The 25,404-nt window shown below is 67.2% G+C and carries 22 protein-coding genes and 1 riboswitch; of the genes, 16 read left to right on the forward strand and 6 right to left on the reverse strand.

Annotation, left to right across the window (positions count from 1 at the left end; all coding sequences use genetic code 11):
* Positions 1-17 precede the first annotated feature (17 nt).
* The 5 genes from NNX37_RS14240 to NNX37_RS14260 all read left to right on the forward strand — a co-directional run bounded on the left by NNX37_RS14240 (position 18) and on the right by NNX37_RS14260 (position 6,939).
* Entirely contained in the window at positions 18-1,217 is a 1,200-nt protein-coding gene (locus NNX37_RS14240; RefSeq protein WP_255793376.1) for an allantoate amidohydrolase, read from the forward strand.
* Between the two features lie 11 nt (positions 1,218-1,228).
* The gene (locus NNX37_RS14245) at positions 1,229-2,668 is read left to right on the forward strand and encodes a formimidoylglutamate deiminase (RefSeq protein ID WP_255793377.1); all 1,440 of its coding nucleotides are present in this window, start codon (positions 1,229-1,231) and stop codon (positions 2,666-2,668) included.
* Positions 2,665-3,888, forward strand: a complete 1,224-nt coding sequence (gene hutI, locus NNX37_RS14250) for an imidazolonepropionase (protein ID WP_255793378.1) — start codon at positions 2,665-2,667, stop codon at positions 3,886-3,888. Before NNX37_RS14245 ends, hutI begins: the two co-directional genes overlap by 4 nt.
* Positions 3,889-4,234: 346 nt before the next feature.
* On the forward strand, positions 4,235-5,023 hold the full coding sequence (locus tag NNX37_RS14255) for a CPBP family intramembrane glutamic endopeptidase (protein WP_255793379.1): 789 nt from the start codon (positions 4,235-4,237) through the stop codon (positions 5,021-5,023).
* A 32-nt stretch (positions 5,024-5,055) separates the two neighbouring features.
* Positions 5,056-6,939, forward strand: coding sequence for a glycoside hydrolase family 2 protein (locus NNX37_RS14260; RefSeq protein ID WP_255793552.1), 1,884 nt, complete (start codon positions 5,056-5,058; stop codon positions 6,937-6,939).
* Positions 6,940-7,284: 345 nt separating this feature from the next.
* Here NNX37_RS14260 and NNX37_RS14265 read toward each other — a convergent pair whose 3' ends face one another.
* Together NNX37_RS14265 and NNX37_RS14270 are read right to left on the reverse strand one after the other, a co-directional pair.
* Positions 7,285-7,989, reverse strand: a complete 705-nt coding sequence (locus tag NNX37_RS14265) for a type IV toxin-antitoxin system AbiEi family antitoxin domain-containing protein (RefSeq protein WP_255793380.1) — start codon at positions 7,987-7,989, stop codon at positions 7,285-7,287.
* 337 nt (positions 7,990-8,326) lie between these two features.
* Positions 8,327-8,977, reverse strand: coding sequence for a VOC family protein (locus tag NNX37_RS14270; protein ID WP_255793381.1), 651 nt, complete (start codon positions 8,975-8,977; stop codon positions 8,327-8,329).
* 160 nt (positions 8,978-9,137) lie between these two features.
* A riboswitch (SAM riboswitch) is annotated at positions 9,138-9,254 on the forward strand.
* 77 nt (positions 9,255-9,331) lie between these two features.
* Between NNX37_RS14270 and NNX37_RS14275 the strand changes: the two genes are divergently transcribed.
* Positions 9,332-10,648, forward strand: coding sequence for a bifunctional o-acetylhomoserine/o-acetylserine sulfhydrylase (locus tag NNX37_RS14275; protein WP_255793382.1), 1,317 nt, complete (start codon positions 9,332-9,334; stop codon positions 10,646-10,648).
* A 5-nt stretch (positions 10,649-10,653) separates the two neighbouring features.
* Entirely contained in the window at positions 10,654-11,796 is a 1,143-nt protein-coding gene (gene metX, locus NNX37_RS14280; protein WP_407079962.1) for a homoserine O-acetyltransferase MetX, read from the forward strand.
* Positions 11,797-11,801: 5 nt separating this feature from the next.
* On the opposite strand, the gene NNX37_RS14285 is transcribed toward metX, so the two are convergent.
* A complete protein-coding gene (locus NNX37_RS14285; RefSeq protein WP_255793383.1) occupies positions 11,802-12,581 on the reverse strand; it encodes a VOC family protein in 780 nt (259 codons plus the stop codon).
* Between the two features lie 119 nt (positions 12,582-12,700).
* Here NNX37_RS14285 and NNX37_RS14290 point away from each other — a divergent pair, with 119 nt between their 5' ends.
* Together NNX37_RS14290 and NNX37_RS14295 are read left to right on the forward strand one after the other, a co-directional pair.
* On the forward strand, positions 12,701-13,141 hold the full coding sequence (locus NNX37_RS14290) for an SRPBCC domain-containing protein (RefSeq protein WP_255793384.1): 441 nt from the start codon (positions 12,701-12,703) through the stop codon (positions 13,139-13,141).
* A gap of 32 nt (positions 13,142-13,173) precedes the next feature.
* Entirely contained in the window at positions 13,174-13,494 is a 321-nt protein-coding gene (locus tag NNX37_RS14295) for a hypothetical protein (RefSeq protein WP_255793385.1), read from the forward strand.
* 11 nt (positions 13,495-13,505) lie between these two features.
* On the opposite strand, the gene NNX37_RS14300 is transcribed toward NNX37_RS14295, so the two are convergent.
* Entirely contained in the window at positions 13,506-14,363 is an 858-nt protein-coding gene (locus NNX37_RS14300) for an SGNH/GDSL hydrolase family protein (protein WP_407079963.1), read from the reverse strand.
* A 66-nt stretch (positions 14,364-14,429) separates the two neighbouring features.
* Between NNX37_RS14300 and NNX37_RS14305 the strand changes: the two genes are divergently transcribed.
* Entirely contained in the window at positions 14,430-15,092 is a 663-nt protein-coding gene (locus tag NNX37_RS14305; RefSeq protein ID WP_255793386.1) for an alpha/beta hydrolase, read from the forward strand.
* Here NNX37_RS14305 and NNX37_RS14310 read toward each other — a convergent pair.
* The gene (locus NNX37_RS14310; RefSeq protein ID WP_255793387.1) at positions 15,089-15,319 is read right to left on the reverse strand and encodes an RNA-binding S4 domain-containing protein; all 231 of its coding nucleotides are present in this window, start codon (positions 15,317-15,319) and stop codon (positions 15,089-15,091) included. The genes NNX37_RS14305 and NNX37_RS14310 overlap by 4 nt on opposite strands.
* A gap of 76 nt (positions 15,320-15,395) precedes the next feature.
* Here NNX37_RS14310 and NNX37_RS14315 point away from each other — a divergent pair, with 76 nt between their 5' ends.
* From NNX37_RS14315 to NNX37_RS14325, 3 genes are all read left to right on the forward strand, one after another.
* Positions 15,396-16,409 carry a DMT family transporter gene (locus NNX37_RS14315; protein ID WP_407079964.1) on the forward strand — a complete coding sequence of 338 codons (1,014 nt, stop codon included), beginning with the start codon at positions 15,396-15,398 and terminating at the stop codon, positions 16,407-16,409.
* Between the two features lie 188 nt (positions 16,410-16,597).
* Positions 16,598-17,986: a glycine--tRNA ligase gene (locus NNX37_RS14320; protein ID WP_255793388.1), complete on the forward strand. Its 1,389-nt coding sequence runs from the start codon at positions 16,598-16,600 to the stop codon at positions 17,984-17,986.
* The gene (locus NNX37_RS14325) at positions 17,986-18,891 is read left to right on the forward strand and encodes a GNAT family N-acetyltransferase (RefSeq protein ID WP_255793389.1); all 906 of its coding nucleotides are present in this window, start codon (positions 17,986-17,988) and stop codon (positions 18,889-18,891) included. The genes NNX37_RS14320 and NNX37_RS14325 overlap by 1 nt, the downstream gene beginning before the upstream one ends.
* 76 nt (positions 18,892-18,967) lie before the next feature.
* Here NNX37_RS14325 and NNX37_RS14330 read toward each other — a convergent pair whose 3' ends face one another.
* Entirely contained in the window at positions 18,968-19,552 is a 585-nt protein-coding gene (locus tag NNX37_RS14330; protein WP_255793390.1) for a TetR/AcrR family transcriptional regulator, read from the reverse strand.
* Positions 19,553-19,679: 127 nt separating this feature from the next.
* On the opposite strand from NNX37_RS14330, the gene dusB reads away from it, so the two are divergent.
* The 3 genes from dusB to NNX37_RS14345 all read left to right on the forward strand — a co-directional run bounded on the left by dusB (position 19,680) and on the right by NNX37_RS14345 (position 25,340).
* Entirely contained in the window at positions 19,680-20,852 is a 1,173-nt protein-coding gene (gene dusB / locus NNX37_RS14335) for a tRNA dihydrouridine synthase DusB (RefSeq protein WP_255793391.1), read from the forward strand.
* An 8-nt stretch (positions 20,853-20,860) separates the two neighbouring features.
* The gene (locus tag NNX37_RS14340) at positions 20,861-22,144 is read left to right on the forward strand and encodes a deoxyguanosinetriphosphate triphosphohydrolase (RefSeq protein WP_255793392.1); all 1,284 of its coding nucleotides are present in this window, start codon (positions 20,861-20,863) and stop codon (positions 22,142-22,144) included.
* A gap of 124 nt (positions 22,145-22,268) precedes the next feature.
* Positions 22,269-25,340, forward strand: a complete 3,072-nt coding sequence (locus NNX37_RS14345; RefSeq protein WP_255793393.1) for a thioester domain-containing protein — start codon at positions 22,269-22,271, stop codon at positions 25,338-25,340.
* The last annotated feature ends 64 nt before the right edge of the window (positions 25,341-25,404 follow it).

Raw genomic sequence — 25,404 nt, forward strand, 5'->3', positions numbered from 1 at the left:
CCAGCCTGGAGAGAACCATGGACACCGTTAGCAGCCTGCTCGCCTCAATTGCCGACGTCGGTCGGGATCCGCGGCGCGGCGGCTACTCCCGCCCGGTGTTTTCGACGCCGGAGCTGACGCTCCGCGAGTGGTTCCAGACGGAGGCCCGGAACCGTGGATTGGACGTGGAAACGGACCGCAACGGCATCCTCTGGGCCTGGTGGGGAACACCCGAACGCGGGGCGCTGGTCACGGGCAGCCACCTTGACTCCGTGCCGGGCGGCGGCGCCTTCGACGGACCCCTGGGGGTGGCCTCCGCGCTTGCCGCCGTGGACCTGCTGCGCGAGCGCGGGATTAGCCGCAACCGCTCCCTGGCCATCACCGTCTTTCCCGAAGAGGAGGGGTCCCGCTTCGGGGTCGCCTGCCTGGGCTCGCGGCTGTTGACCGGCGACATTGACGCGGACAAGGCCCGGAACCTGCGCGACGCGGACGGAACCACCTTTGCGGACGCCGCCCGGGCGAACGGACTCGACCCCGCACGGCTCGGACGCGACGACGAGGCGCTGGCCCGCATCGGCGACTTTGTGGAACTGCACGTGGAACAGGGCCGCGGGCTTGGCGAGGACGGACCGGCCGTTGCCGTGGGCGGATCCGTCCTGGGCCACGGCCGCTGGCGGATCAGTGTTTCCGGGCAGGGCAACCACGCCGGCACCACAGCTATGGCGGACCGCGCCGACCCGCTGGTGGCAGCCGCGCAGATTATCGTCGCCGTGCAGAAGGCCGCTGCCGCGGTCGACGGCGCCAGGGCGACTGTAGGCCGTCTCGCTCCGGTCCCGGGCGGCACCAATGTCATTGCCTCCCGGGTGGACCTCTGGCTCGATGCCCGGCACCCGGACGACGCCACCGCGCTGGCCCTGGTGGAAACCATCCACGGCAAGGCGCAGAAAATTTCCGCGTTCGAAGGCTGCACCGTGTCCCTGACACCGGAATCCTGGACCGGCTCGGTCACCTTCGACACCGCGCTGGGCCGCAGCCTGGAACTGGCGCTTCCCGGAGCCCCGGTGCTGGCCACGGGTGCGGGCCACGACGCCGGCATCCTCGCCGGACACGTGCCGTCGGGGATGCTGTTTGTCCGTAACCCCACCGGGATCTCGCACTCCCCGGAGGAACACGTGGAAGCCGAGGACGCTGACGCCGGAGCCGGGGCGCTCGCCGATGTGCTGGAGGCGCTGCTGTGAAAGGCGCTGTTGTGAACGGCACTGCTGTGAAGGGTGCTGCGGACCGGTCCCCGGAGGACGGCGCTGCCATCTGGTGCGAAGCCGGCTGGTACGAGGGCAGCATCCGGGAAGGCATCCGGCTCACGGTCGACTCCGCCGGAAGGGTCGCGTCGGCCGTCCCCGGATCGGACTCCGAGCCCGGGGACCTGCTGCTGTCCGGCGTCGTGTTCCCCGCAGCAGCCAACGCCCACTCGCACGCCTTCCACCGGGTGCTGCGCGGCCGCACCCACACCGCGGGCGATTTCTGGAGCTGGCGGGAACAGATGTACTCGGCCGCCGGGTCCCTGACCCCCGGCCTGTACGAGCAGCTGGCCACGGCAGTCTTCACGGAGATGGTGGTCTCCGGGTATACCAGCGTGGCCGAGTTCCACTATGTGCACCACGCCCCGGACGGCTCCGCCTATCCGGAGCACGGGATGGAACTGGCCCTCGCCCGGGCGGCGGTTGCCGCCGGCATCCGGCTGACCCTGCTGGACACCTGTTACCTATCCGGCGGTTTCGGGTCCGATGGAGTGGGAACCCCGCTGGATGCCCGGCAGCAGCGGTTCGGAGACGCCGACGCCGATGCCTGGCTGGAGCGCTTCGCCTCGCTGCAGGCGGCGGTCGGGAAGCGGTTTCCCCCGGAACAGGTGAGCGTCGGGGCCGCCCTGCATTCGGTCCGCGCCGTCCCGGAGGCCGCACTGGCCCGAATTGCGGAGCGGCTGCCGGCCGGGATTCCGCTGCACATCCACCTGTCCGAACAGCCGCAGGAAAACGCCGACTGCCTCGCTGCCACCGGGACGACTCCCACGGGGCTGCTGCACCGGCACGGCCTGCTCAGTCCCCGGCTCGCCGCCGTCCATGCCACCCATCTGACCGAGGCGGACATCGCCCTGCTGGGAGCGGCAGGCGCCACCGCGGTGTTCTGTCCCACCACGGAAGCGGACCTGGCTGACGGTCTCGGCCGAGCCGCGGACCTGCGCAGCGCCGGGGTGGCCCTGGCGCTGGGCAGTGACCAGCACGCCGTCGTCGACCCCTGGCTGGAGATGCGGGCCCTGGAATACGGTGAGCGGCTGCGGACCGGCAGGCGCGGGTCCTTTACCCCGGCGGACCTGCACGTGGCCGCGTCCGACGCCGGAGCCGCGGCGCAGGGACGAACGGCACCCGGGCTGGAACCGGGGAAGGCCTGCGACCTTATGGCGGTTCGCCCGCACAGTGTGCGCACCGCCGGGTCACGAACCAACCAGCTGGCATTCTCCGCCACCGCCGCGGACGTGGCCGCCGTCGTCGTCGGCGGCCGGCTTCGCGCCCGGAACGGTGAGCACACCACGCTCGGAGACCCGGCGGCCCTCCTGCAGGATGCGATTGCCGCGGTCGACTCCGCCCCCGCACCAGTGCACGAAACCCGTTTGGAAGGAAACCGGCACCTATGAGCCCGGCCTCAACACTCGTCACCAACATCGGTGAACTCTCCACCCAGGACCATTCCGCTGACACACCGGTGCTGCAGGATGCCGCCATCGTGTTCGAGGGGGAGCGGATCAGCTGGATCGGTCCGGCGCGGAACGCTCCGGCCGCGGACGAGGTGATCGACGCCGGCGGGCGGGCCGGGCTGCCCGGCTGGGTGGATTCCCACACCCACCTGGTGTTTGTCGGGGACCGCAGCGCGGAGTTCGAGGCGCGGATGGCGGGGAAGGCCTATGAAGCCGGCGGGATCGCCGTCACGACGGAAGCCACCCGGGCGGCGTCGGACTACGACCTGACCCGGCTGCTGCTGGCCCGGGCCGCCGAAGCCGCAGCGGGCGGCACCACGTACCTGGAGACCAAGACCGGCTACGGATTGAACGTGGAGGAGGAACGCCGGCATGCCCGGATCGCCTCCACCGTGGCGGACGCCGTCACGTTCCTGGGCGCCCACCTGGTGCCGGACGGAGCCGATGCGGATGAGTACACGGACCTGGTCTGCACCGACATGCTCGCCGCGGTGCGGCCGTACGTGCAGTGGGCGGATGTCTTCTGCGAAAAGGGAGCGTTCACCGAGGAGCAGTCCCGGCGGGTGCTGCAGGCGGCCGCGGATGCCGGGCTGGGGCTTCGGGTGCACGGGAACCAGCTTGGGCCCGGGGCGGGGGTGCGACTCGCGGTGGAGTTCGGGGCGGCCAGCGTGGACCATGTGAACCATCTGTCCGACGACGACGTCGCGGCGCTCGCGGACACCTGGTCCGGGTGGGATGCCGGAGCCGGGATTCCCGGCACCGTCGCGACCTGCCTGCCCGCCTGTGACCTGTCCACCCGGGCTCCGCTGGCACCCGCGCGGCGGCTGCTGGACGCCGGGGTGCAGGTGGCCCTGGCTTCCAACTGCAACCCGGGCACGTCCTTCACGAGTTCCATGGCTTTCTGCGTAGCCACCGCTGTGCTGCAGATGGGCCTCACCGTGCAGGAAGCCGTCCGGTCAGCCACCTACGGCGGTGCTTTGGCGCTGCGGGTGCACACCGGTGAGGACCGGGACGGGAAACGGGCTGTCGGGTCCCTCGCCGTCGGGCACCGTGCCGATCTACAGCTGCTCAACGCTCCTTCGGCCGCCCATCTGGCGTACCGGCCCGGCATGCCCCTGACCGGCATGGTGTTTAAGGCCGGGGTGCCCGTCCGGCGGTGAACGCGGGGCTGCGGGGATGCGGGGCGTTGGGCGTGCGGCGTACCTGATGTGCGGGGGCTGCGAGATGCCCGGGAGCTGAAGCCGGCCGGAATCGAGTCTGCAGTATTTACAGATTTTTGGACGCAATCCGGTTTATTGTGCTGATTCGATCCGGGAACCGGTAAGTGTTGCCGACTCGATGCGGGAACCGGTAAGTGTTGCTGACTCGATGCGGGAACCGGCTGGCTCGGGAACGGCGCTTCGATGAGCAAGGCATGGTCCAGGTTCGATACGAGAGGCGGTAAGTCCGCCTCCGGACAGCTCCGCACGGGTCTGAGCCCCGTAAGCATCCGGCACAATGGTGTCCATGTCTGCTGCCCTGCCCTCCGCCCCCGCTGAATCCCTGGATCCGCGGGCACGCCGGATGCTGGTCTTCGAAATCCTGATTGTGCTGGGACTGTCGCTCGGCCGGTCGGGGGTCTACGCCGTCGTCGAACTCATCGAAAAGGCCACCGAGGCTCCGCTGGGCGACCAGACCACCACGTTGAATCCCGTCCTCGACGAGCGGCCGTACTTCGACCTGGTGTACCAGCTGCTGGGAATCTTCTTTTCTCTCCTGCCGGTAGCGCTGGTCCTGTTCCTGCTGACCGAACCCGGAAAGTCCGCGTTCCGCCGGATCGGGTTCGCCTTCGCTCGACCGCTCCGCGACTTCGGCCTGGGGGTTGCCCTGGCGGCGGTCATCGGCGTCGGCACGCTGGGTGTCTACGCTGCCGGACGGGCGCTCGGCATCACCACCGCACTGGTGCCGGCAGCCCTGGATACCTACTGGTGGACACTGCCGGTGCTGATCCTCTCGGCCATGCGGCATGCCGTGCTGGAGGAAGTCATTGTGGTGGGCTACCTGTTCCTGCGGCTGCGGCAGCTGGGCTGGGGAACACCGGCGATTATTCTCACCAGCGCCCTGATCCGGGCCAGCTACCACCTGTACCAGGGGATCGGCCCCGGTATTGGAAACTTCCTGATGGGTCTGCTCTTCGGCTATGTCTACACCAAGACGCGTCGGGTCATGCCGCTCGTGATCGCGCATGCTCTGGTGGACATTGCCGGCTTTGTCGGGTTTGCCCTGTTCGGTTCGGCCATCGGGATCGGGGACTGAACGGCGGCACATAAGATGGCCCGGTGACACTGATGACCCGATGGGGTGCAGCCCTGGACCCCGGCTCCGTCCTGCAGGAATACCCCCGCCCGCAGCTGGTGCGCGACAGCTACCTGAACCTCAACGGTTACTGGGAGTACGCAATCACCGACGCCGGCCGGAATCAACCACCCGCAGACGGCACCTGGGACGGACGCATCCTGGTGCCGTTCTCCCCGGAAGCGGCACTGTCCGGCGTGAACCGGCAGCTGAAGCCGGGCCAGGCGCTGTGGTACCGGCGCACTGTCCGGCTGCCCGCCGGATTTGCGGGGGAGCGGGTACTGCTGCATTTCGGCGCCGTCGATTCCAGCTGCACAGTGGCGGTCAACGGTATTCCGGTAGGCGGGCACGACGGCGGCTACCTTCCGTTTTCCCTCGACATCACGGACGCGTTGGCGAGCCGTTCGCAGCCGGCAGGTGAGACGGGGCAGGAGCCCACCGAACACGAGATTGTCGTCCGGGTACGCGACACCAGTGATACGGGGTACCACAGCCGCGGCAAGCAGAAGCTGAACCGCGGCGGTATCTGGTACACGGCCCAGTCGGGGATCTGGCAGACCGTGTGGCTGGAATCCGTGCCGCGGACCAGCATTTCCCGGCTGGTCCTGGTGCCGGACCTTAGCTCCGTCACCGCCACCATCCTGCTCAGCGCCGACGCCAGTGCCAGTGCCAGTGCCGGTGCCGGCGCGGTCAGCGACACGGACAGCGACACGGGGAGGGCCGGAACTTTCGCCCCGCCCGGCCTGCGGGCCGAAATCACCGTAAGTACCGCCGGCAGGACCGTAGCGCAGGCAGACGCCGGGCCGGGCCGGACGGTGCGGATTCCGGTTCCCGATCCGCACCTGTGGACTCCGGAGGATCCCTTCCTCTATGACCTCGACATCCGGCTGCTCTCCGGAGATGAGGAAATCGACCGGGTCCGGAGCTACACCGGCCTGCGGACCGTGGGCATGGGCCCGGATCCGCAGGGTCACCAGCGGCTGCTGCTGAACGGCGCCCCCTACTTCCATGCAGGACTGCTGGACCAGGGGTACTGGCCGGACGGGTTGTATACGGCCCCCTCGGATGAGGCACTGGCCTTCGATATCGGCGCCGCGAAGGAGCTGGGCTTCACGATGCTGCGCAAGCACATCAAGATCGAACCCCTGCGCTGGTACTACCACTGTGACCGGCTGGGGATCCTGGTCTGGCAGGACCTGGTGAACGGCGGCACCACCTACCGGCACTCCGTGGTGAGCGCTCCTGCAGTCGGCGCCCCCCACCGCTCAGACAATGCCTATCTCGCCTTTGGGCGGGCGGACGCGCAGGGTCGGGAGGAGTTCCGCCGCGAACTGCACGGCACCGTGGAGCTGCTGGGCAGCAGCCCGTCGATCGCCGTGTGGGTGCCGTTCAACGAAGGCTGGGGCCAGTTCGACGCCAACGCCCTCGCGCAGGAGCTCCGCGGCCTTGATCCGACCCGGATCATCGACCACGCCAGCGGCTGGCATGACCAAGGCGGCGGAGACCTCAAGAGCGTGCATGTGTACTTCGTGCCGTTCCGGCTGCGGAAGGCCTGGCAGCGGGGCCGGCGTGCGGTGGTCCTGTCCGAATACGGCGGCTACGGCCTGCGGATCCCCGGGCACACGTTCAACGACAGGGAGTTCGGCTACCGGATGTTCCGGTCCAAGCGGGATCTGCGGCGTGCCTATATCCGCCTGCATACCCGGCAGATCGAACCGGCGGTGGCCCGCGGCCTGGCCGCCACCGTGTACACCCAGCTCACCGACGTTGAGGACGAGGTCAACGGGCTGCTGACCTATGACCGGGCAGTGCTGAAGATCGACGCCGGCACGGTGAAAGGGCTCAACGGGCGGCTTGTCCGTGCCTCTGGGTCCTGAGCCTGCTTTTCCTCCAGTTTGTCCGAATCCCTGCAGATTGTCCGGATTCCCGCAGCGCGCGGAGCAGGGATTGCCACAAACCGCTGGTATCCGGACAACCCGGAAGGAAATCGGCGGCGCCGGGAACGGGGGAGACCAGCGCGGACCAAGCGCTGCACCAAGGACTCCGGGTGCCGTGCCTCTTTTGCGATATCTTCCCAAGACCAGCGAACAAAACTAACCCCTGTTGCACGGATGGCATCTTCGCGCCGTTTCTCCTGGCGCAGTGTGTCCCAGGAAGGGGCAACGGCTGCATCGCCCCGACCGTATTTCACCGCGCCGTCAAACTCCCCAACGAGCCTCTGCTCACGCCAATAAAAGTCGACCCGGAAGCGGCCGGCCGAGGTATTGAATTGTTGCTGGAGCTCGGGCGGAAGGAAACGGTGTGTGAATCACGGCCCGGGAATAGGACTCGCCGGCAGACTCAGAGCGCGCATCGGCGAAGTCGATTACCTGTAAGGCCCGCAGTCGCTTTACCTGACTGGGCAGGTTCTCTGCTGTTTCCCGCAGATGGTCCTTTCCCAGGGGAGGCAAACCGAGAACAGGATCCGGCCGCAGCACGTGGTCCATGGAGGGAACCGCGTGCTCGAAAGGGAGATAGGCAGCCATGTCCAGAACGGTCTGCGGCCGAGATGTCAGGGGCACCTCTTCCACAACAGTGACCGGTTCCAACAGCTGACGCTCCACCCAGTGGAGCCCGCCACGGCGCTGGCCATGAAGGGGAGGGTTGGCCAACAGCAGAACCTCGGCAGAGTTACCAATGACGGGCAGCCCCCACATGACGGCAGCAGATTGCTGGATAAGGATGCGCTGACCGTGCCCCTGTTCCACGGCTGCCCGGATCCGGAGCCGTTGCTGGTCCCAGGGAGAAAGGCTTTGCCACTCATCCGCCTGCATATAGACGCCGCGGCGGAGGCGGATCAACTGACCGGACCGGCAGCTCGAGGCCAAGGCACGGCGGTCAGTACCGTGGGCCTCAGCATCGGCTGTGAAAATGAGCTCCGGATCCATGGACTCAAAGGTGGATGGGTAACAGCGGACCCGCGAGGGTATGCCTCCCGATTGTGGACAACCCTCCGGTGCCTCGGCTTGGAAAAGCCCTGCGGTTTGTCGCAATCCCCGCAGTTTGTGACAATTCCTGCGCCGCGCGGTGCAGGAATCCGGACATATCGCGGGGGTCCGGACATGGTTTGGGGACATGCCGCGGGGTCCGGACATCGTGTGGGGACATATCGCAGGAATCCGGACATGCCGCGGGGGTCCGGACACACTGCGGGGACATGCCGCAGGAATCCGGACATACCGCAGGAATCCGGGCGAAGCCCCGGCCCCGGCCCCGGCCCCGGAACTAGATCTCGACCGGACCGTTCGCGGTGTCGAAGGTGACGGACATGATGCCCGGAGTGCCGGCGGGCGCAATCCACGTGACATCCACGTTCTCCAGCGGCTTCTCCACCGGATGGCCCAGCCAATCCGTGACCCGCGCTGCGGACCCGGCGATGGTCAGGGACTTGAGCTTGACTGATCCGGGCATGCCGGGAAGCGCGTTGGAAGGGTGCAGTTCCTCCGTGCCGTCGTCCCAGCGCAGCAGGTAGGGCACCTGCGGGTCTGCGATCAGTCCGTTGATGCCGATCTGCCGCCAGGTCAGCTCCTGGCCGTCGGGGAATTTGCGGTTGCCCGGCACGGATGCCCGGCCGAGCCGTTCCTCAAAGGGGGTGAGGTCATCCACGGCAACGCACCAGCCCATCCAGCCGCCGCCGCATTCCGAGCGCTGGCGCACGGCCTGGCCGAACGGCGCCTTGTCCGACGCCGGGTGGTTCAGGACCTCCACCACCTCGACGTACTGGTTGTTGGCCAGGGGCAGGATCATATTGCGGGTACCGAATCGGGGGTGGACTCCACCCTTCACGAAATCGGCGCCGAGAGCAGCAGCAATCCTCTCGGTAGTGGCCAAAAGACCGTCGGATTCACAGGCATAAGAAACATGGTCCAAGCGCATGCGGCCCATTGTGGCACGTTGTGATACCCGTCTCGACCAAGGGCGGCCTAAGTGCGGAAACTTCCGCGGCGCAGCCCCGGTCCGGCGCCACAACACTCCGTATTTTCATGGAGCGTCATAGAGGTTGCGCGACGGCCGCATATCGGTTTCCATAGGTGCAGGTCATGAGTGCCAGCAGATAGCCCCGGCTTGCTGGCCGGCAACCCTCCAACCGCGGTGGGGTGCCCCGGGTGAAGACCTGGCCGTACGCCAAACGGGCGTCCGGCAAGCGCGGGTCCCACGACCCCACCGGACATCCGGCGTACCCGGGTGCACCCCGGCGGCGTTGTGCGGCCCCTGGTTTGAGGGAGCATCATGAGTGCAGATTGGTCATTTGAAACCCGCCAGATCCACGTAGGCCAGGAGCCCGACGCCGTCACCGGTGCACGTGCCCTGCCGATCTACCAGACCACGTCCTTCGTTTTTCCGAGTGCAGAGGCCGCCGCGAACCGGTTTGCCCTGGCCGAACTGGAACCGATCTACACCAGGATCGGCAACCCCACCCAGGAAGCGGTGGAAAACCGGATCGCCTCCCTCGAGGGCGGCGTCGGCGCCCTGCTGCTGGCATCCGGACAGGCGGCCGAAACCTTCGCGCTGCTGAACCTGGCGCAGGCCGGCGACCACGTGGTCGCCAGCCCCAGCCTCTACGGGGGGACCTACAACCTCCTGAAGCACACCCTGAAACGGTTCGGCATTGAGACCACGTTCGTGCAGGACCCGGACAACCTTGACCACTGGCGCGACGCCGTCCGGCCCAACACCAAGGCCTTCTTCGGCGAGGTGGTTTCCAACCCCCGCCAGGATGTCCTGGACCTGGAAGGCATCAGCGCCGTGGCCCATGAGGCAGGTGTACCGCTGATCGTGGACAACACCCTGTCGACGCCGTACCTCATCCGTCCCATCGAATGGGGAGCCGACATCGTGGTCCACTCGGCCACGAAATACCTCGGCGGGCACGGGACGGCCATTGCCGGCGTCATCGTCGACTCGGGCAACTTCGACTTCGCCGCGGATCCGGAGAAGTTCCCCGGGTTCAACACCCCGGACGAAAGCTACAACGGTCTCGTCTACGCGAGGGACCTGGGCGTCAACGGGTCCCTCGGGGCCAACCTGGCGTTCATCCTCAAGGCCCGGGTCCAGCTGCTGCGGGACCTCGGGTCCGCGGTATCGCCGTTCAACGCGTTCCTGATCGCCCAGGGACTGGAAACGCTGAGCCTGCGGCTGGAGCGGCACGTATCCAACGCCGTCGCCGTAGCGAACTGGCTGGAAGGCCACGACGACGTCGTGTCGGTGGCGTACGCGGGCCTGGAGTCCAGTCCGTGGTTTGAGCGCGGCCGCAAATACGGGCCGCGCGGCACCGGCGCCATTGTCTCCTTCGAGATCGAGGGCGGCATCGATGCCGGTAAACGCTTCGTGGACGGCCTGGAACTGCATTCCCATGTGGCGAATGTCGGCGATGTGCGTTCCCTGGTGATCCATCCGGCGTCGACCACCCACAGCCAGCTTGGTGCCGAAGCGCAGCTGGCCGCGGGGGTCAGCCCGGGGCTGGTCCGGCTCTCGGTGGGCATCGAGCACATCGATGACATCCTCGCGGACCTCGACGCAGGGTTCCGGGCTGCCAAGGGAGCATAGCCTCCGTGACCCGGCGCCCGGCATCCCGGCATGAGCCGCTGACGGTGTCCCCGCTGCAGCACCCCGCCGACGGGGTGCTGCAGTACGCCTCCATCGGCGGACTGGAACTGGAAACGGGCGGGTACCTGCCCGACGTCGTCTTGGCCTACGAGACGTGGGGGCAATTGGACCCGGATGCCGGCAACGCGGTGCTGGTCCCGCATGCGCTGACCGGCAGCAGCCATGTGGCCCGGGGCAGCAGCACCGAACCGGGCTGGTGGGAGGAACTGGTGGGCCCGGGCCGGACCGTGGACACTAACCGGTACTTCGTGGTCTCGGCCAACATGCTCGGCGGCTGCTACGGTTCCACCGGACCTGCCTCCGCCGATCCGGACGGACTGGCCTGGGGATCCCGGTTTCCGTTCGTCACCGTCCGGGATTCCGTCCGGGCGGAGGCGCGGCTGGCTGACCAACTGGGCGTTACGCGCTGGCATGCCGTGCTGGGCGGCTCGCTCGGGGGAGCGCGGGCGCTGGAATGGGCGGTCACCGAGCCGGACCGGGTGCTGCACTGCGGGGTGATCGCGGCGACCGCAGCCAGCACGGCGGAACAGATCGCGTTTGCCCAGGCGCAGCTGGCCGCTATCCGGCTGGATCCGGATTTCAGCGGAGGGGACTATTACAACGGCACGCCTCCGCTGGCCGGGCTCGGCCTCGCCCGCCGGATTGCGCACATCACCTACCGGTCCGAGCCGGAACTGGAATACCGGTTCGGGCGCACCCCGCAGGGAGCCGAAGATCCGTTTGGCGCCATGCTGCCGGCCGGGCGGGGCCGGTACTCCGTGGAGAGCTACCTGGACCACCAGGCCCGGAAGCTGGCCGGAAGATTCGACGCCAACAGCTATCTGGTCCTGACCGAGGCGCTGGTCAGCCACGACGTCGCCCGGGGCCGGGGATCCCTGCGTGCGGCGCTCGCAGGCACGGCGGCGGACTTCTTTATTGCCGCGGTGGAATCGGACCGGCTCTACTTTCCCCGTCAGTCGGCGGACCTGGCGGCAGCCCTGCCCCGGGAAACCTCCGTCCACCACATCCGGGCACCCATCGGGCATGACGGGTTCCTGACCAGCGTCCGGGAGATTTCCGGCACTTTGAAGCGGGAGGTGTTCGGGTAGGACGCTCAAGCGTCCGGGGCCTCCATCAGCCAAAAAGCTGCTCCGGTAGGGTCGGCCAGCTGGACCATCCGCCCGTAGTCGGAATCCTCCGGCACGCTCAATACCGATCCACCCAGCTGCTCCGCCTGCTCGGCCGCGGCGTCAATATCCGCATGGCCGAAGTAGATCTCCCAGTGGGAGGGGATGTCCTCCGGCAGTTCCCCGGCGGCATCCATCACCCCGGCCACCGGACGGCCGTTGCTCCGCAGCGTCGAATAGCGGAACTCGCTGGTGTCTGAGAGGACCGCCGTTTCCCAGCCGAACACGTTCCGGTAAAACTCCAGGGCCGCCGGATAGTTATTGGTCATGAGCTCGTACCAGACCGGTGCCCGGGTCTCATTGATCCGCGCGAATCCCCGGAGGGTATCCGGCTGCCAGACACCGATGGCCGCTCCGGTGGGGTCGCCGAGCACCGCCACCGTGCCCTGGTCCAGGGCGCGCGCCGGGTCCAGCAGCACCTGCCCTCCGGCGGCGGCAGCGGAATCGGCTGTGGCACCGGCGTCGTCGGAGGCAAGGTACACGGTCCAGAAATCCGGGAACGTGGTCTCCGGCGGGTTCTGCATCATGCCGGCCACCACGTCCCCGTTGTGCCGGAAATGGAGGTAATGACCGGATTCCCTGCCCAGGTCCACGGTGTCCCAGCCGAGCAGACCGGCATAGAACTCCCGGGCCCGGGCAGGATCGGAGGAGGTCAGATCCGCCCAGCAGGGGGAACCTGCAGGAAAGCGGTCGGGTGCAGCAGGCATGAGGGCCACCTCTTTCGGAGGAACTGCAGCGGGATATCCGCAGTTATACCAAGCCCGTTCGGCGGACGACAGGGGTCTACCCCTTGCCCGCCGCGGCAATTCATGGGAGAACATTCCCCATGGCAGATCGGATCTCCCTCTCCGGCCGGGCGCAGTGCACCCCGGAGGTACTCTGGCACGTACTCGTGGATAACCGGGCGTCCTGGTGGCCGGACATGGACTTCGCCCCGCACCCGGGGGCACCCCTGAAAGAGCGGTGGAGCGAGGACGGGGTGGAGCACACCGCCACCGGCACGGTGCTGGCCGTCGCCCCGGGCAGGTTGCTCTCCTTCCGCTGGACCGCACCCGAATGGGGCGCCCACACAGTGGTCAGTTTCGAACTGACCGATGAGATAGATACCACCGGGATAGCAGTGACCGAGAGCGGCTTTGCGGCGCTCGACGCCGGTGTCGGCGCGGAGCTTTCGGCAGCCCACCGCGAAGGGTGGGCCTTCCATCTGGCGAACCTGATTGAGCAGGCCGAGAAAACCGACCAGGCGCAGCAGGCCGGCGGGTCCTGACCAAGCGCGGCGGAGTACGCTAGCGTGGCGCCATGAGCGAGGAACGAGGTTCCAGCCGGCGGGTACGGCTTCTTGCTGCCGTTGCCGTGCCCGTGATCGCAGCGGCACTGATTGTCACCGGCATCGTGCTGGCAGTAGCTACTCCCGGGCCGAAATCCTTTGGCTGGTTTGCTTACGGCCCGCTGCCGGAAGGCACCGGAGGGCTGGGAAGCCCGATACTGGTCACCGGAACCATGCAGCTCGGCTTCCTCCTTGCCGTCCTCGGACTGCTGACGGCGGCTTTCTGGGCAGGACTTCGGATCGGCAGGAGCCGGGCCGGGCGCCGGAGCCCGCACCGGGCCGGCAGTGCCTGAGAAGCGGTTTCCTAGTCGGCAGATCCCTGCGGCATCCGCCGGCCGAACATCGGGCCGGCCTCGGGGCGCTTGGCGGAGATCCCGTCACCAGAGGACTGGTGCCGCACCCGGCGGACCACCCAGGGGAACAGGAACTCGCGGGCCCAGACCATGTCTTCGGAGCGGGCCGTGCGCCATTTCTTGGCAGGCAGCGGCTTGGTTTCCAGCGGCTGCAGCGAATGCGGCACCTGCAGGGTGTCCAGCACCATGGCGGCAATGGTGTGGTGTCCCAGCGGAGAGAAGTGCAGTCGGTCCGGAGCCCACATCTGCGGATCATTCAGCTCACGCAGCGCCCACATGTCGGCAATGATTGCGCCATGCCGTTGCGCCACGGTCCGCAGGTTTTCGTTGTAGATTGCCGCCCGTCCGCGGACACTGCCCAGCACGGGAGTGCTCCCGAGGTCCGGTCCGGTGAACAGCACAACCCCGGCACCGGTTCCGCGCAGCCGGGCAACGGCACTGTCCATACGTTCGGCAAGGCGGTCCGGGTCGCCGCCGGGGCGGATCACGTCATTGCCGCCGGCGCAGATGGTGACCAGATCCGGTTTCAGGGCCAGGGCCGGTTCCAGCTGCTCGTCGATGATCTGGTTCAGCAGCCGCCCGCGGATGGCCAGGTTAGCGTAGGCAAAATCGGGCTGTCCGGACGCCAGTTCCTCCGCCACCCGGTCCGCCCAGCCCCGGTTGCCGCCTGGACTGTCCGGGTTGGGATCGCCAATGCCTTCGGTGAAGGAATCCCCCATGGCCACGAACCGGGACCAGAGGTGCAGCGGAGGCTGGACCTGCTGGGATACGGGAGAAGGAGCGGCTTCGGGGAGGGAATTTGTACTCACCGGTCAATACTTGCAAACGGGCCCTTGGCTACGCGACCGTAGGTTCCCGCATGCCAGAATAAAACCATGACAAACCCCGCATGGAATCCCGTTGTCCTCTGGTCAAAACCCGAAGCTGAGCGGGCAGGAACGCCGCTGCTGGTGCTCTTTCACGGGTATCTGGCCAATGAGGAGGACCTCATGGGACTGGCGGACCACCTGCCCGAAGACTTCACAATCGCCTCGGTCCGGGCACCGCAGGCCTCCGGCCCGGGCTACACCTGGTTCCCGCTGATGAGCGACGCGGACTACTCGGTGGACGCCGTCGTGGAGTCCGTGGCGGACGTCGCCGCATGGCTCGACACCGTTCGGGACAATCACACCAGTGTGAGCCTGCTGGGCTTTTCGATGGGCATGGCCGTGGCCACCACCCTGCTGCGGCACCGCCCGCGGGACTTTGCCGCCGTCGTCGGGCTCTCCGGTTTCGTGGTCCCGTCGCAGGACAACCCGTTCTTCCACGACGACGAACTCAAGCCGGGCGGCATGCAGTTCTTCTGGGGCCGGGACCAGGCGGACCCGGTCATCGACGCACCGCGGATCGAGTATACGCACGCCTGGCTCAATGCCCACACCGCGCTGACCAAGATCCTCTACTCGAACATGGGCCACGGCATCAATATGCAGGAGCTGGGCCACGTGAAGGAGTTCCTGACGCACACGGTGCTGCGCGCCGGAACCCGGACGAGCTAGCCTTCGCGGGTAATCCGCACGGTCTCGCCGTTGACGGAGACCAGGTCGCCGGCGTGCAGCTGGCGGCCGCGGCGCTCTTCAATGTCGCCGTTGACCTGGACCAGGCCGTCTTCGATCAGCTGTTTGGCCTGGATCCCGTCCTCGGCCAGGTTGGCAAGCTTGAGCAGCTGGCCCAGGCGGATCATGTCGTTGCGGATGGGAAGGTCTTGGGCATCGGAGGAACTCATGCCTCCATTCTGCCCGACTTTCCGGCCCCGTCCCCGCCCTGCCGGTCCCTGCTGCCCGGAGCGGTAGGGTAGTCGGGTGCCAAACGCTGTGCGGATGTCCCCGCTGATCGGTCTGCCCCTGTCCCTGCTTGCCGGAGTTGCCATCCCGTCCCAGGCCCGCGTCAACGGGGCCCTGGGGGAGCGGCTCGATGACGGCCTGGCCGCCGCGCTGGTCAGCTTCCTGGTGGGGCTGGCGGTCATGACCGCCATCAGCCTGGCGCTGCCCCGCGGCCGCGCCGGTGCCGGGCAGCTGATTCCCTCGCTGCGGGAGCGGCGGTTCCCGCGCTACTACGTCCTGGCCGGCATGATCGGCGGCTACTTCGTGCTCTCCCAGACCCTCACCGTGGCAGTCCTGGGCGTGGCGGTGTTTACCGTTGCCGCCGTCGCCGGACAGACCCTCACCGGGCTGGTGGTGGACCGGCTCGGCATTGGCCCGGCCGGCAAGAAGGCGCTGACCGTGATGCGTGTGGTGGGCGCGGTGCTGACCATCGCCGCCGTCGCCTGGGCCGTCAGTCCGAAGCTCGGTGCCGGGGGAGAGCCGTCCGAATGGCTCCTGCCGGTGCTGCTGCCCCTGACCGCCGGCATGCTGATGAGTTTCCAGCAGGCCATGAACGGCACCACGGGCATGCACTACGGCACGCCGATCACCGCCACACTGGTGAACTTCATCTCCGGCACCGTCCTGCTGGCCGTGATGTGGGGGATCAAGGTTGCCGTCTCGGGCCCGGGCAATCCGCTGCCCGGCGAATGGTGGCTGTACCTCGGCGGGCCGCTGGGCTGCATCTTCATCGGCGTCGGCGCCCTGCTGGTCCGCAGCCTGGGCGTCCTGCTGACCAGCCTCGGGCTGATCGGCGGGCAGCTGATCGGCTCGCTGCTGCTGGACATTGTCTTCCCCGCACCGGGCAGCGTTGTAGTGGCGGCAACCGTGCTCGGTACCCTGCTCACCCTGCTCGCCATTGTGCTGGCCACGCTGCCGTGGAACATGCCCGGCGGTGGCCCGTTCCGCCGTCGTCGTCCCGGAAAGCCCCGGACGCAGAGCACCCTGCGCTGACCCGAAACGCCGCAGCCCGGCGGTCCGGTAGGTGAGCGGGGCGTCCCCGCCTTAAGCTGGTAGTTGTAGCTTTGCCCGGCGGCGGACTCCCGCGCACCCAATCGGCGGTGGTGCAGAATGCCCAAGGGACCACAAGAGGACCGCACCCAGCGGCCCTCTAGACACGAAAAGAACGGCGGTACCATTCCATGGCTTCGACCAAATCCAAGCTGGATCCCATCATCTCCCTCGCCAAGCGCAGGGGGTTTGTCTTCCAGTCGGGAGAGATTTACGGCGGGTCCCGGTCCGCATGGGATTACGGCCCCCTGGGTGTCGAACTCAAGGAAAACATCAAGAAGCAGTGGTGGCAGCACATGGTCCGCGGACGCGACGACGTCGTGGGGCTGGATTCCGCCGTCATCCTGCCGCGCCAGGTCTGGGAGGCCTCCGGCCACGTGGAGGTGTTCTCGGATCCGCTGGTGGAATGCCTGAGCTGCCACAAGCGCTACCGTGCCGACCACCTCGAAGAGGCCTACGAGGAAAAGAAGGGCCACGCCCCCGAAAACGGGCTGGCCGACATTGCCTGCGCCAACTGCGGCACCAAGGGCCAGTGGACCGAGCCGCAGGAATTCTCCGGCCTGCTCAAGACCTTCCTCGGCCCGGTGGCCAACGAAGAAGGCATGCACTACCTGCGCCCCGAAACGGCGCAGGGCATCTTCGTGAACTTCAACAACGTGCTGACCACCTCGCGGAAGAAGCCGCCGTTCGGCATCGGCCAGATCGGCAAGAGCTTCCGCAACGAAATCACGCCGGGCAACTTCATTTTCCGTACGCGTGAGTTCGAGCAGATGGAAATGGAATTCTTCGTCGAGCCGGGCACGGATGAGGAATGGCACAAGTACTGGATCGAAAACCGGTTCAACTGGTACACCGAACTGGGCATCAACCCGGAGAACCTGCGCCTGTTCGAGCACCCGCTGGAGAAGCTCAGCCACTACTCCAAGGGCACCACCGACGTCGAATACCGCTTCGGTTTCGCCGGCTCCGAGTGGGGCGAGCTTGAGGGCATCGCCAACCGCACCGATTTCGACCTCGGCACGCACTCCAAGCACTCCGGCACGGACCTGAGCTACTTCAACCAGGCCACGAACGAGCGCTTCACCCCGTACGTGATCGAGCCCGCCGCCGGCCTGACCCGTTCCTTCATGGCGTTCCTGGTGGATTCCTACACCGAGGACGAGGCACCCAATGCGAAGGGCGGCGTCGACAAGCGCACCGTCCTGAAGCTGGATCCGCGCCTGGCCCCGGTCAAGGCCGCCGTGCTGCCGCTGAGCCGCAACGAGGACCTTTCGCCCAAGGCCAAGGACCTCGCCGCGCAGCTGCGCCGCAACTGGAACATCGACTTTGACGACGCCGGCGCCATTGGCCGCCGGTACCGCCGCCAGGACGAAATCGGCACCCCGTTCTGCATCACCGTCGACTTCGACACGCTCGAGGATCAGGCGGTGACCGTGCGCGAGCGCGACACCATGGCGCAGGAGCGCGTGAGCCTGGACAAGGTCCAGGGCTACCTGGCTGAACGGCTGATCGGCGCGTAATGGCACTTTCATTCCGCGAATGGCGTGAAGATGATGACCTCAAGCTGAACCAGCTCTGGGGCGATCCGGAGAGCACGCAGGCCGGACAGTTCCGTGCCGTACTGCGTCCCTCCTCCAACGAGCCGTGGAGCCGCTGCATCGTGGCCGAAGACGACGGCATTCCGGTGGCCGCCGGCGTCGTCTACGAGACGAGCCTGCATCCGGACCGCCTGTGGGCCTACGTTGAGGTGGCCCGGGAAAACCGGCGTACCGGACTCGGCACCACCCTGCTGGACATGCTGCGCAAGGAAGCCGAGTCGGCGCCGTCGGGCGTGACCAAGCTCCGCGCGAAGGTCGAGCCGGGCACCCCGGGCGCCGCGTTCGCCGAAGCCGCCGGGCTCACCCCCATCCAGCGCTCCTGCGTGGTGCTGGTGGAACCGGGCAAGCTGAAGCTGCCCGTGTTCACCGACGACGGACCCCAGCTGGACGAGGCAGCCACCGGCTCGGTGGAGCTCACGCAGGCAGTCACGCAGTTCTACAACGCCGTGCATGAGTGGGACCGCGCCGAGATGACCCTCGGCAAGGCCCAGCAGATGCTGCTGAACGACGCCACCGGAGCCTCCGGTGCCGTCGTCCTGCGGGACAGGCCGAAGAAGGACGGCGGGAAGATCGCCGCCTTCGCCGTGAGCTACACGCAGGAACGCACCGACGAACCCGCTGATGTGCTGGTGGGGTACGACACCACCCTGGATCTCGACGAGGCGCAGGCCGCGGTGGAGTCCCTGGTGGCCATGCTTGCCTACCAGTACCCGGTGCAGTTGGAAGTGGACGAGTCCATGACCGCCGTGGTCCGGGCGCTGGAACCGCTGATCAAGGCGGGCGTGGCCCGGCAGGTCGGCAGCGAAACGCTGATCCTCAGCGACTAGCCTTTCGAACGAAAAGAGGCGGTCCCCGCGCACTGCGGGGGCCGCCTCTTTTGTGCGTGGCGTCAGGAGTTCTGCGTCAGGAGTTCAGCCGGCCGGACAGCGCGTAGAGCACGGATCCCGCGACGTCCTCGACGGAACGCTCCGGATTGAACACGAGCCAGTCCAGCGCCCCCATCAGGGTGGCACCGAAAACGCTGCCGGCAATCAGCGTGAGGCGGTCCGGGCTGCCGTCCGGCAGATCCGACGCTCCGCCTGTCTGCCGGATGGGTTCCACGAACTCGGCCAGTGCTTCCTGGCGAAGTAAGTGGAGGGAGTGCTGCCAGGAGCGGTCCGTGCGGAGGATTTCCGCGGCCATTAGCTTGGCCAGGTCCCGGTTCTCGGACAGCAGCTCCAGCAGGGCGCGGACCATCGACTCGATGGCGTTCCAGCCGGTGAGGCCGCTGCGTGCCGTCCGCAGGCACTCCGTCAGGGTGCCTACGCCCTCCAGCAGCAGCTTCTCGAAAAGCTTGTCCTTGGAGGAGAAGTTGTAGTACAGGCTGCCCTTGGCCACGCCGGCCTGTTCCGCCACGTCATCCATGGTGGTCCCGGAGATGCCGTTGGCGGCGGCAAGTTCCAGGGCGGCGTCGAGGATGGCGCGCTTGGTGCCGGATTCGCGTGGCATGGGGAAATGGATCCTTAGGCGGAAGGGAACTGCTGTCCCTTCGATCTTAGATGCCGAGGGGACGGCGCCGGGCCCGCGGCCGGGGGCACACTGCACAGGATTTGCATCGGCTTGCGAGAATGGTGGGGTGACTGTTTTATCTCCGGAACTCAAGCTAGAGCTTCCCCCGCTGCAATTAGGCCCGATCACCGTGGACACCCCGGTGATCCTGGCACCCATGGCCGGCATCACCAACAAGGCCTTCCGCCGGCTCTGCCGTGAATACGGGGGAGGGCTGTACGTGACTGAAATGGTCACCTCCCGGGCCCTCGTGGAACGCTCGCCGGAATCCATGCGGATCATCAAGCACGACGACGACGAAAAGGTCCGCTCCGTCCAGCTCTACGGCGTCGATCCCAAGACTGTCGGTGCGGCCGTCCGCCTCCTGGTCGAGGAGGACCGCGCCGACCACATTGACCTGAACTTCGGCTGCCCGGTCCCCAAGGTCACCCGCAAGGGTGGAGGTTCGGCCCTGCCGTGGAAGCTGGACCTGTTCACCGCCATCGTCCAGACGGCGGTGAAGGAAGCTTCCCGGGGCAACGTGCCGCTGACCATCAAGATGCGCAAGGGCATCGACGAGGACCACCTGACCTTCCTCGACGCCGGGAAGATCGCCCGTGACTCCGGCGTGGCAGCCGTGACGCTGCACGGACGCACGGCGTCGCAGTTCTACTCGGGCAAGGCCGACTGGTCCGCCATCGCGGAACTGCGCGAAGCCCTGCCGGACATGAACGTCCTGGGCAACGGGGACATCTGGTCCGCCGAGGACGCCATCCGCATGGTGCGCGAGACCGGCGTGGACGGCGTCGTCATCGGACGCGGCTGCCAGGGCCGCCCGTGGCTCTTCGGTGACCTGGAAGCGGCTTTCGAGGGAAGCACCGAGCGGCACCGGCCCGGTTTGAAGCAGGTTTCCGAAAGTGTGTACCGGCATGCCGAACTGCTGGTGGAGACCTTCGGCGACGAAGTGATTGCCCTGCGCGACATCCGCAAGCACATGGCCTGGTACTTCAAGGGCTACGTAGTCGGGGGAGACCTCCGCGCTAAACTGGCGACGGTACCGTCCCTGGCGGTCCTCCGTGAACTGCTGGACCAGCTGGACCCCGACGCACCCTACCCCGGCACAGACGCCGAGGGCCCGCGCGGACGGGCCGGAACACCCAAAAAGACAGCGCTGCCGGAAGGCTGGCTGGACGGGCGGGAACTCAACGCCGCCCAGAAGTCCATCATTTCGGCAGCCGAACTCGACGTATCAGGCGGCTAAAGCACCCCATGACCTTCCCGCAGGCAGTCTCCACCGCAGGCTATACCGAAGTCGATCTGGCCCGATGGGTTACGGAACCGGCGAAAAACACCAACCGAACGCAGTTCGGACGTGACCGCGCGCGGGTGCTCCATTCCTCCGCGCTGCGCCGGCTGGGTGCCAAGACCCAGGTGGTCGCCCCGGACACGGACGACTTTGTCCGCACCCGCCTGACGCACAGCCTCGAAGTGGCCCAGGTGGGCCGGGAGCTGGGCAACGCGCTCGGCTGCGACCCCGACGTCGTCGACGCCGCCTGCCTCTCCCATGACCTGGGGCACCCGCCCTTCGGCCACAACGGCGAGACCGCGCTGAACGACATTGCCCATGCCATCGGCGGCTTCGAGGGCAACGCCCAGACGCTGCGGCTGCTGACCCGCCTCGAGCCGAAGATCATTGCCCCCGACGGCACGCCCGCGGGCCTGAACCTCACCCGCGCCAGCCTGGATGCCGCCACCAAGTACCCGTGGTCCATTGCCAATGCTCCGCTGGTGAACGGGCATCGCACCACCAAGTTCGGTGTGTACGAGGATGACCTGCCCGTCTTCACCTGGCTGCGTGACGGCGCGCCGGAGGGACGCTCCTGCCTGGAAGCGCAGGTGATGGACCTGGCGGACGACATTTCCTACTCCGTGCACGACGTTGAGGACGCGATTGTGGCCGGCCATGTCCAGCTCAAGTGGCTGGACAACCCGGACCAGCGTGCCCGGGTGGTCGGCTACACCCAGCAGTGGTACCTGCCCGGTGCGGAACCTGCCGCCATCGATGCGGCGCTTGCCCGGCTGGAAGCCACCAAGGTGTGGGTCCGCGAATCGGACGGCAGCCGACGCGCCATGGCCGCCCTGAAGGACATGACCAGCCAGCTGATCGGCCGGTTCTGCAACAGTGCACTGGAAGCCACGCGCGGCATTTACGGCACCGATCCGCTGACCCGGTACCACGCCGAAATGGTGGTCCCCGAGGAGACCCAGCTGGAAATTGCCGTCATGAAGGGCCTGGCCACCACGTTCGTCATGACCACCGACCAGCGCCAGCCGCTCTACGAACGCCAGCGCGAAGTGCTCACCGCCCTCGTCGCCCAGCTGGCAGCTACCGGGGACAAGCACCTGGACCCGATGTTCGCCGCCGACTGGCGGGACGCCCCCGACGACGGCGCCCGGCTGCGCGTCGTCGTCGACCAGGTGGCCTCGCTGACGGACGGTTCAGCACTGGCTCTGCACGAGCGGCTGGTAGGCCCGGTTCCGGCGCTCTGGTAGGAGTTGCGGCCGGCTCTCTGGTGAACGGGCGGCTGCACCGTTAGCCTCTGGCGCGGGGTGGTTCAGCGTCTGGCGATTCACCATCGCCGGGCGGTCGGCCCGACACGCGCACCCGAGGACCGCTATGAGCACCCAGCAGACAACCCGTTCCCGCAAGCTACGCCGCGTCAGGGACAGAAGCCGAAGGTTCCGCTCTCGGAGCCTCCTGATTTTCCTGCTGGGCCTGGCGATGCTGCCGCTGGGGCTGCCCGCGCAGGCCGCCCCTGATCCCGGGCCTATTCTGGGTGCGCCTCCTGCCAGCAACGCGAACACGGACATCGTGGTCACGTCGCTCGGCGCCGGGACAAGGGTGTCGGGAGGGTTGCCGCCCCTGGGGCAAACCTGGCCCATTGACGCCTATCCCGCCGGTGTTCCGGCCGGGTACCAGACGGAAAACGTCAGCTTTGCCGGCATCATCAACACCCAGGACGCCAGCGGCACCACCACGGCCGAGATGTACTGCATTGACCTGCGCACCTCCACGAGGGTGAGCATCGGTTACGAAAACGGCAGCTGGGATGAGTCCAACGTCCCGAATATCGGATACGTCAACCGGATCCTGAATACGTACTATCCGAGTACCAACCTGCCGGCGGGCAACGTCAACAACAAAGCCGCCGCTGTGCAGGCTGCCATCTGGTTCTTCACGGACGGGTTTGTCCTCAATCGGCAAAGCAATCTCTATTCGACCGTCGCCGGGATAGTGAACGACACCATCGCAGCCGGTCCCCTGGAGGAGCCGGACCCACCGGCGATCGCCATCACTCCGCCCACTACCGGAGCACCTGTGACGGGAGTCGCTGGACCGCACACGGTGACGTCAGAAGCGGACGAGATTGAAGTGACGATCGATGAAGGATATAGCCTCTACGCCGACGCCGACGGGACCGTTCCGTTGAACAGCCCCGTGGCCAGCGGAACGCAGTTCTGGGTGCGCAGCGATACGGGTGCTACGGGACCGGCAAACATTACGGCCCGGGCCGCGGTCACCGTACCGACGGGCAACGTCTACCTGTACGACGCGGCAACACCGGGTGTGGACAACGCGCAGAAGCTGATCCTGGCGGTTACGCGGGAGCTTAGCTCCAATGCGACGGCGGCCGCCGCCTTTACCGAAGTGGGCTCGCTGACCGTCACCAAGTCCATTGCCGGTCCTGCCGCCGGTAACCAAGGTGCCGTGGTCATCACTATCGACTGCGGCGCAGACAACCAGTTCACCTTCAACGTGGACGCCGGTGCCACCGGAACGCAGTCGCAGACGTTCAACGACATCCCGGCAGGTTCCACCTGCACCGTCGCCGAACCGACGGACGGGTCCAATGAAAGCGTCGCCGTCAGCACCATCCTCCCCGGCGCCGTCACCATTGTTTCCGGCACGACGGCGTCGGCCACGGTCACTGACACTTATACCTTTGCCCCCGGGACGCTGGTGGTGACCAAGACCAACACCGGCGAAGCAGCCGGAGCCCAGGACGAAGTGACGATCTCCGTGGTCTGCACCCTGGGCGGCACCACGGTCCTGGACACCACGGAGACTATTCCGGCAGGGACCACGGACCCGACGTCGTTCGAGTTCCCCAACCTGGAGGCCAACACCAGCTGCACCGTGACTGAAACGGTGACCGGGGAAACCACCAGGGTGAACGTCACGGTCACCGGGGAAGGGGCGGTGACGGTGCCTGTGGGCAGCAGCGTCACCGCGGCACTGACCAACGACTACACCTTTGCTCCGGGAACCCTCGCCGTCCGGAAGGACATCGCCGGGCCCGGAGCCGGCCGGCAGGGTGTCGTTACGCTGCAGGTTACCTGTACCGCCGGAGGAGCGACGGTCCTCAACACGACAGTCACCGTTGCGGCCGGCACCACTGAGCCGACCACGCAGGAGTTTGCGGTAGCGGCAGGGTCCGACTGCACGGTCACCGAGACCGCGAACGGCGCCACCACCGAGGTCAGCGTGGAAACCGTGGTCGAACCGGCAACGGGTACCGTCACCATTCCCGCCGGCGACGGCGTGGAGATCACCGTGACGGATACGTACACGGTGAACCCCGGTGCCCTGACCGTGGACAAGGTGATCGCCGGTCCGGCGGCTCGTGAACAGGGTCCAATCACGGTCGAGGTCATCTGCACCGCAGACGACGGAGAAGAGGTGATCCGCCAGGACCTCATCATTGAAGCAGGCGCCGGAGGCACCATTCCCGGCACGGTCAGCGGAATCCCGGAAGGTGCGAGCTGCAGCGTCACCGAACCCGGAACGGGTGAAACGCCCGCGGTGGGTGTCACCGTGGAGCTGCCCGAAGACGTGACCATAGCCGCCGGTGTAACTGCGGAAGCTGCCGTCATCAACACTTACGAGGTGAATCCCGGCTCCTTGACCGTCACCAAAGCTATTACCGGCCAGGCGGCAGGAAACCAGGATTCCGTGGAGGTCGATGTCCTGTGCACCCTGGACGGGGTGACGGTATTCGAGGAGGTTTCCCAGGTTCCGGCCGGGACCACCGAAGACGTGGGCGCGGTGTTCTCGAATATCCCGGCAGGTGCCTCCTGCTCCATTACGGAACCGGTGACCGGGGCCACCGCCGCAGTCACCGTGACCACCGAATTGCCCGGCGACGTCGAAATTCTGGCCGGCGATACCGTCGACACCATGGTGACGAACACCTACAGCCCGGTTCCGGGGGACCTCGTGGTCACCAAGGTCATCACCGGGGCTGCCGCGGGCGAACAGGGTGAGATCGTCCTCGAGGTCCGCTGCGGTACCGACGGCTCCGCGCTGGATGAAACGGTGACCATCCCGGCCGGCGCCACGGGAGAGCTGACCGCCGAATTCGACGGACTCCCCGCCGGAACCGAATGCACGGTGACGGAAACCAGTACCGGCGCCACCTCTGCCGTGCGGGTGGAATCCGAGCTGCCCGGCCCGGTCACCATCCCGGCCAGCGGTACGGCCACTGCCGTCGTGAACAACACCTACGCCTTCGTGGAGTCGCCGGCTCCGGCTCCGGCGCCTGAACCCCGCCCGGAGCAGCCGGACTGGTCAGGGCTTCCGAGCACCGGCCTGGAGGTATCCGCCAGCACCTATCTGGCCCTCGGAGCCGGTCTGTGCCTGATGGGTGGTCTGGGTATCTATGCCGCCCGGCGCCGGACGGAGGACTGAGCCAACAGGCCCGGACACCGGACGTCTTCAGCGCCCGGGGCTGCGGTCCCGGGCGCTGAGTGCG

This window comes from Arthrobacter zhaoxinii (assembly GCF_024385505.1).
In the GTDB taxonomy this organism is placed as follows: domain Bacteria; phylum Actinomycetota; class Actinomycetes; order Actinomycetales; family Micrococcaceae; genus Arthrobacter_B; species Arthrobacter_B zhaoxinii.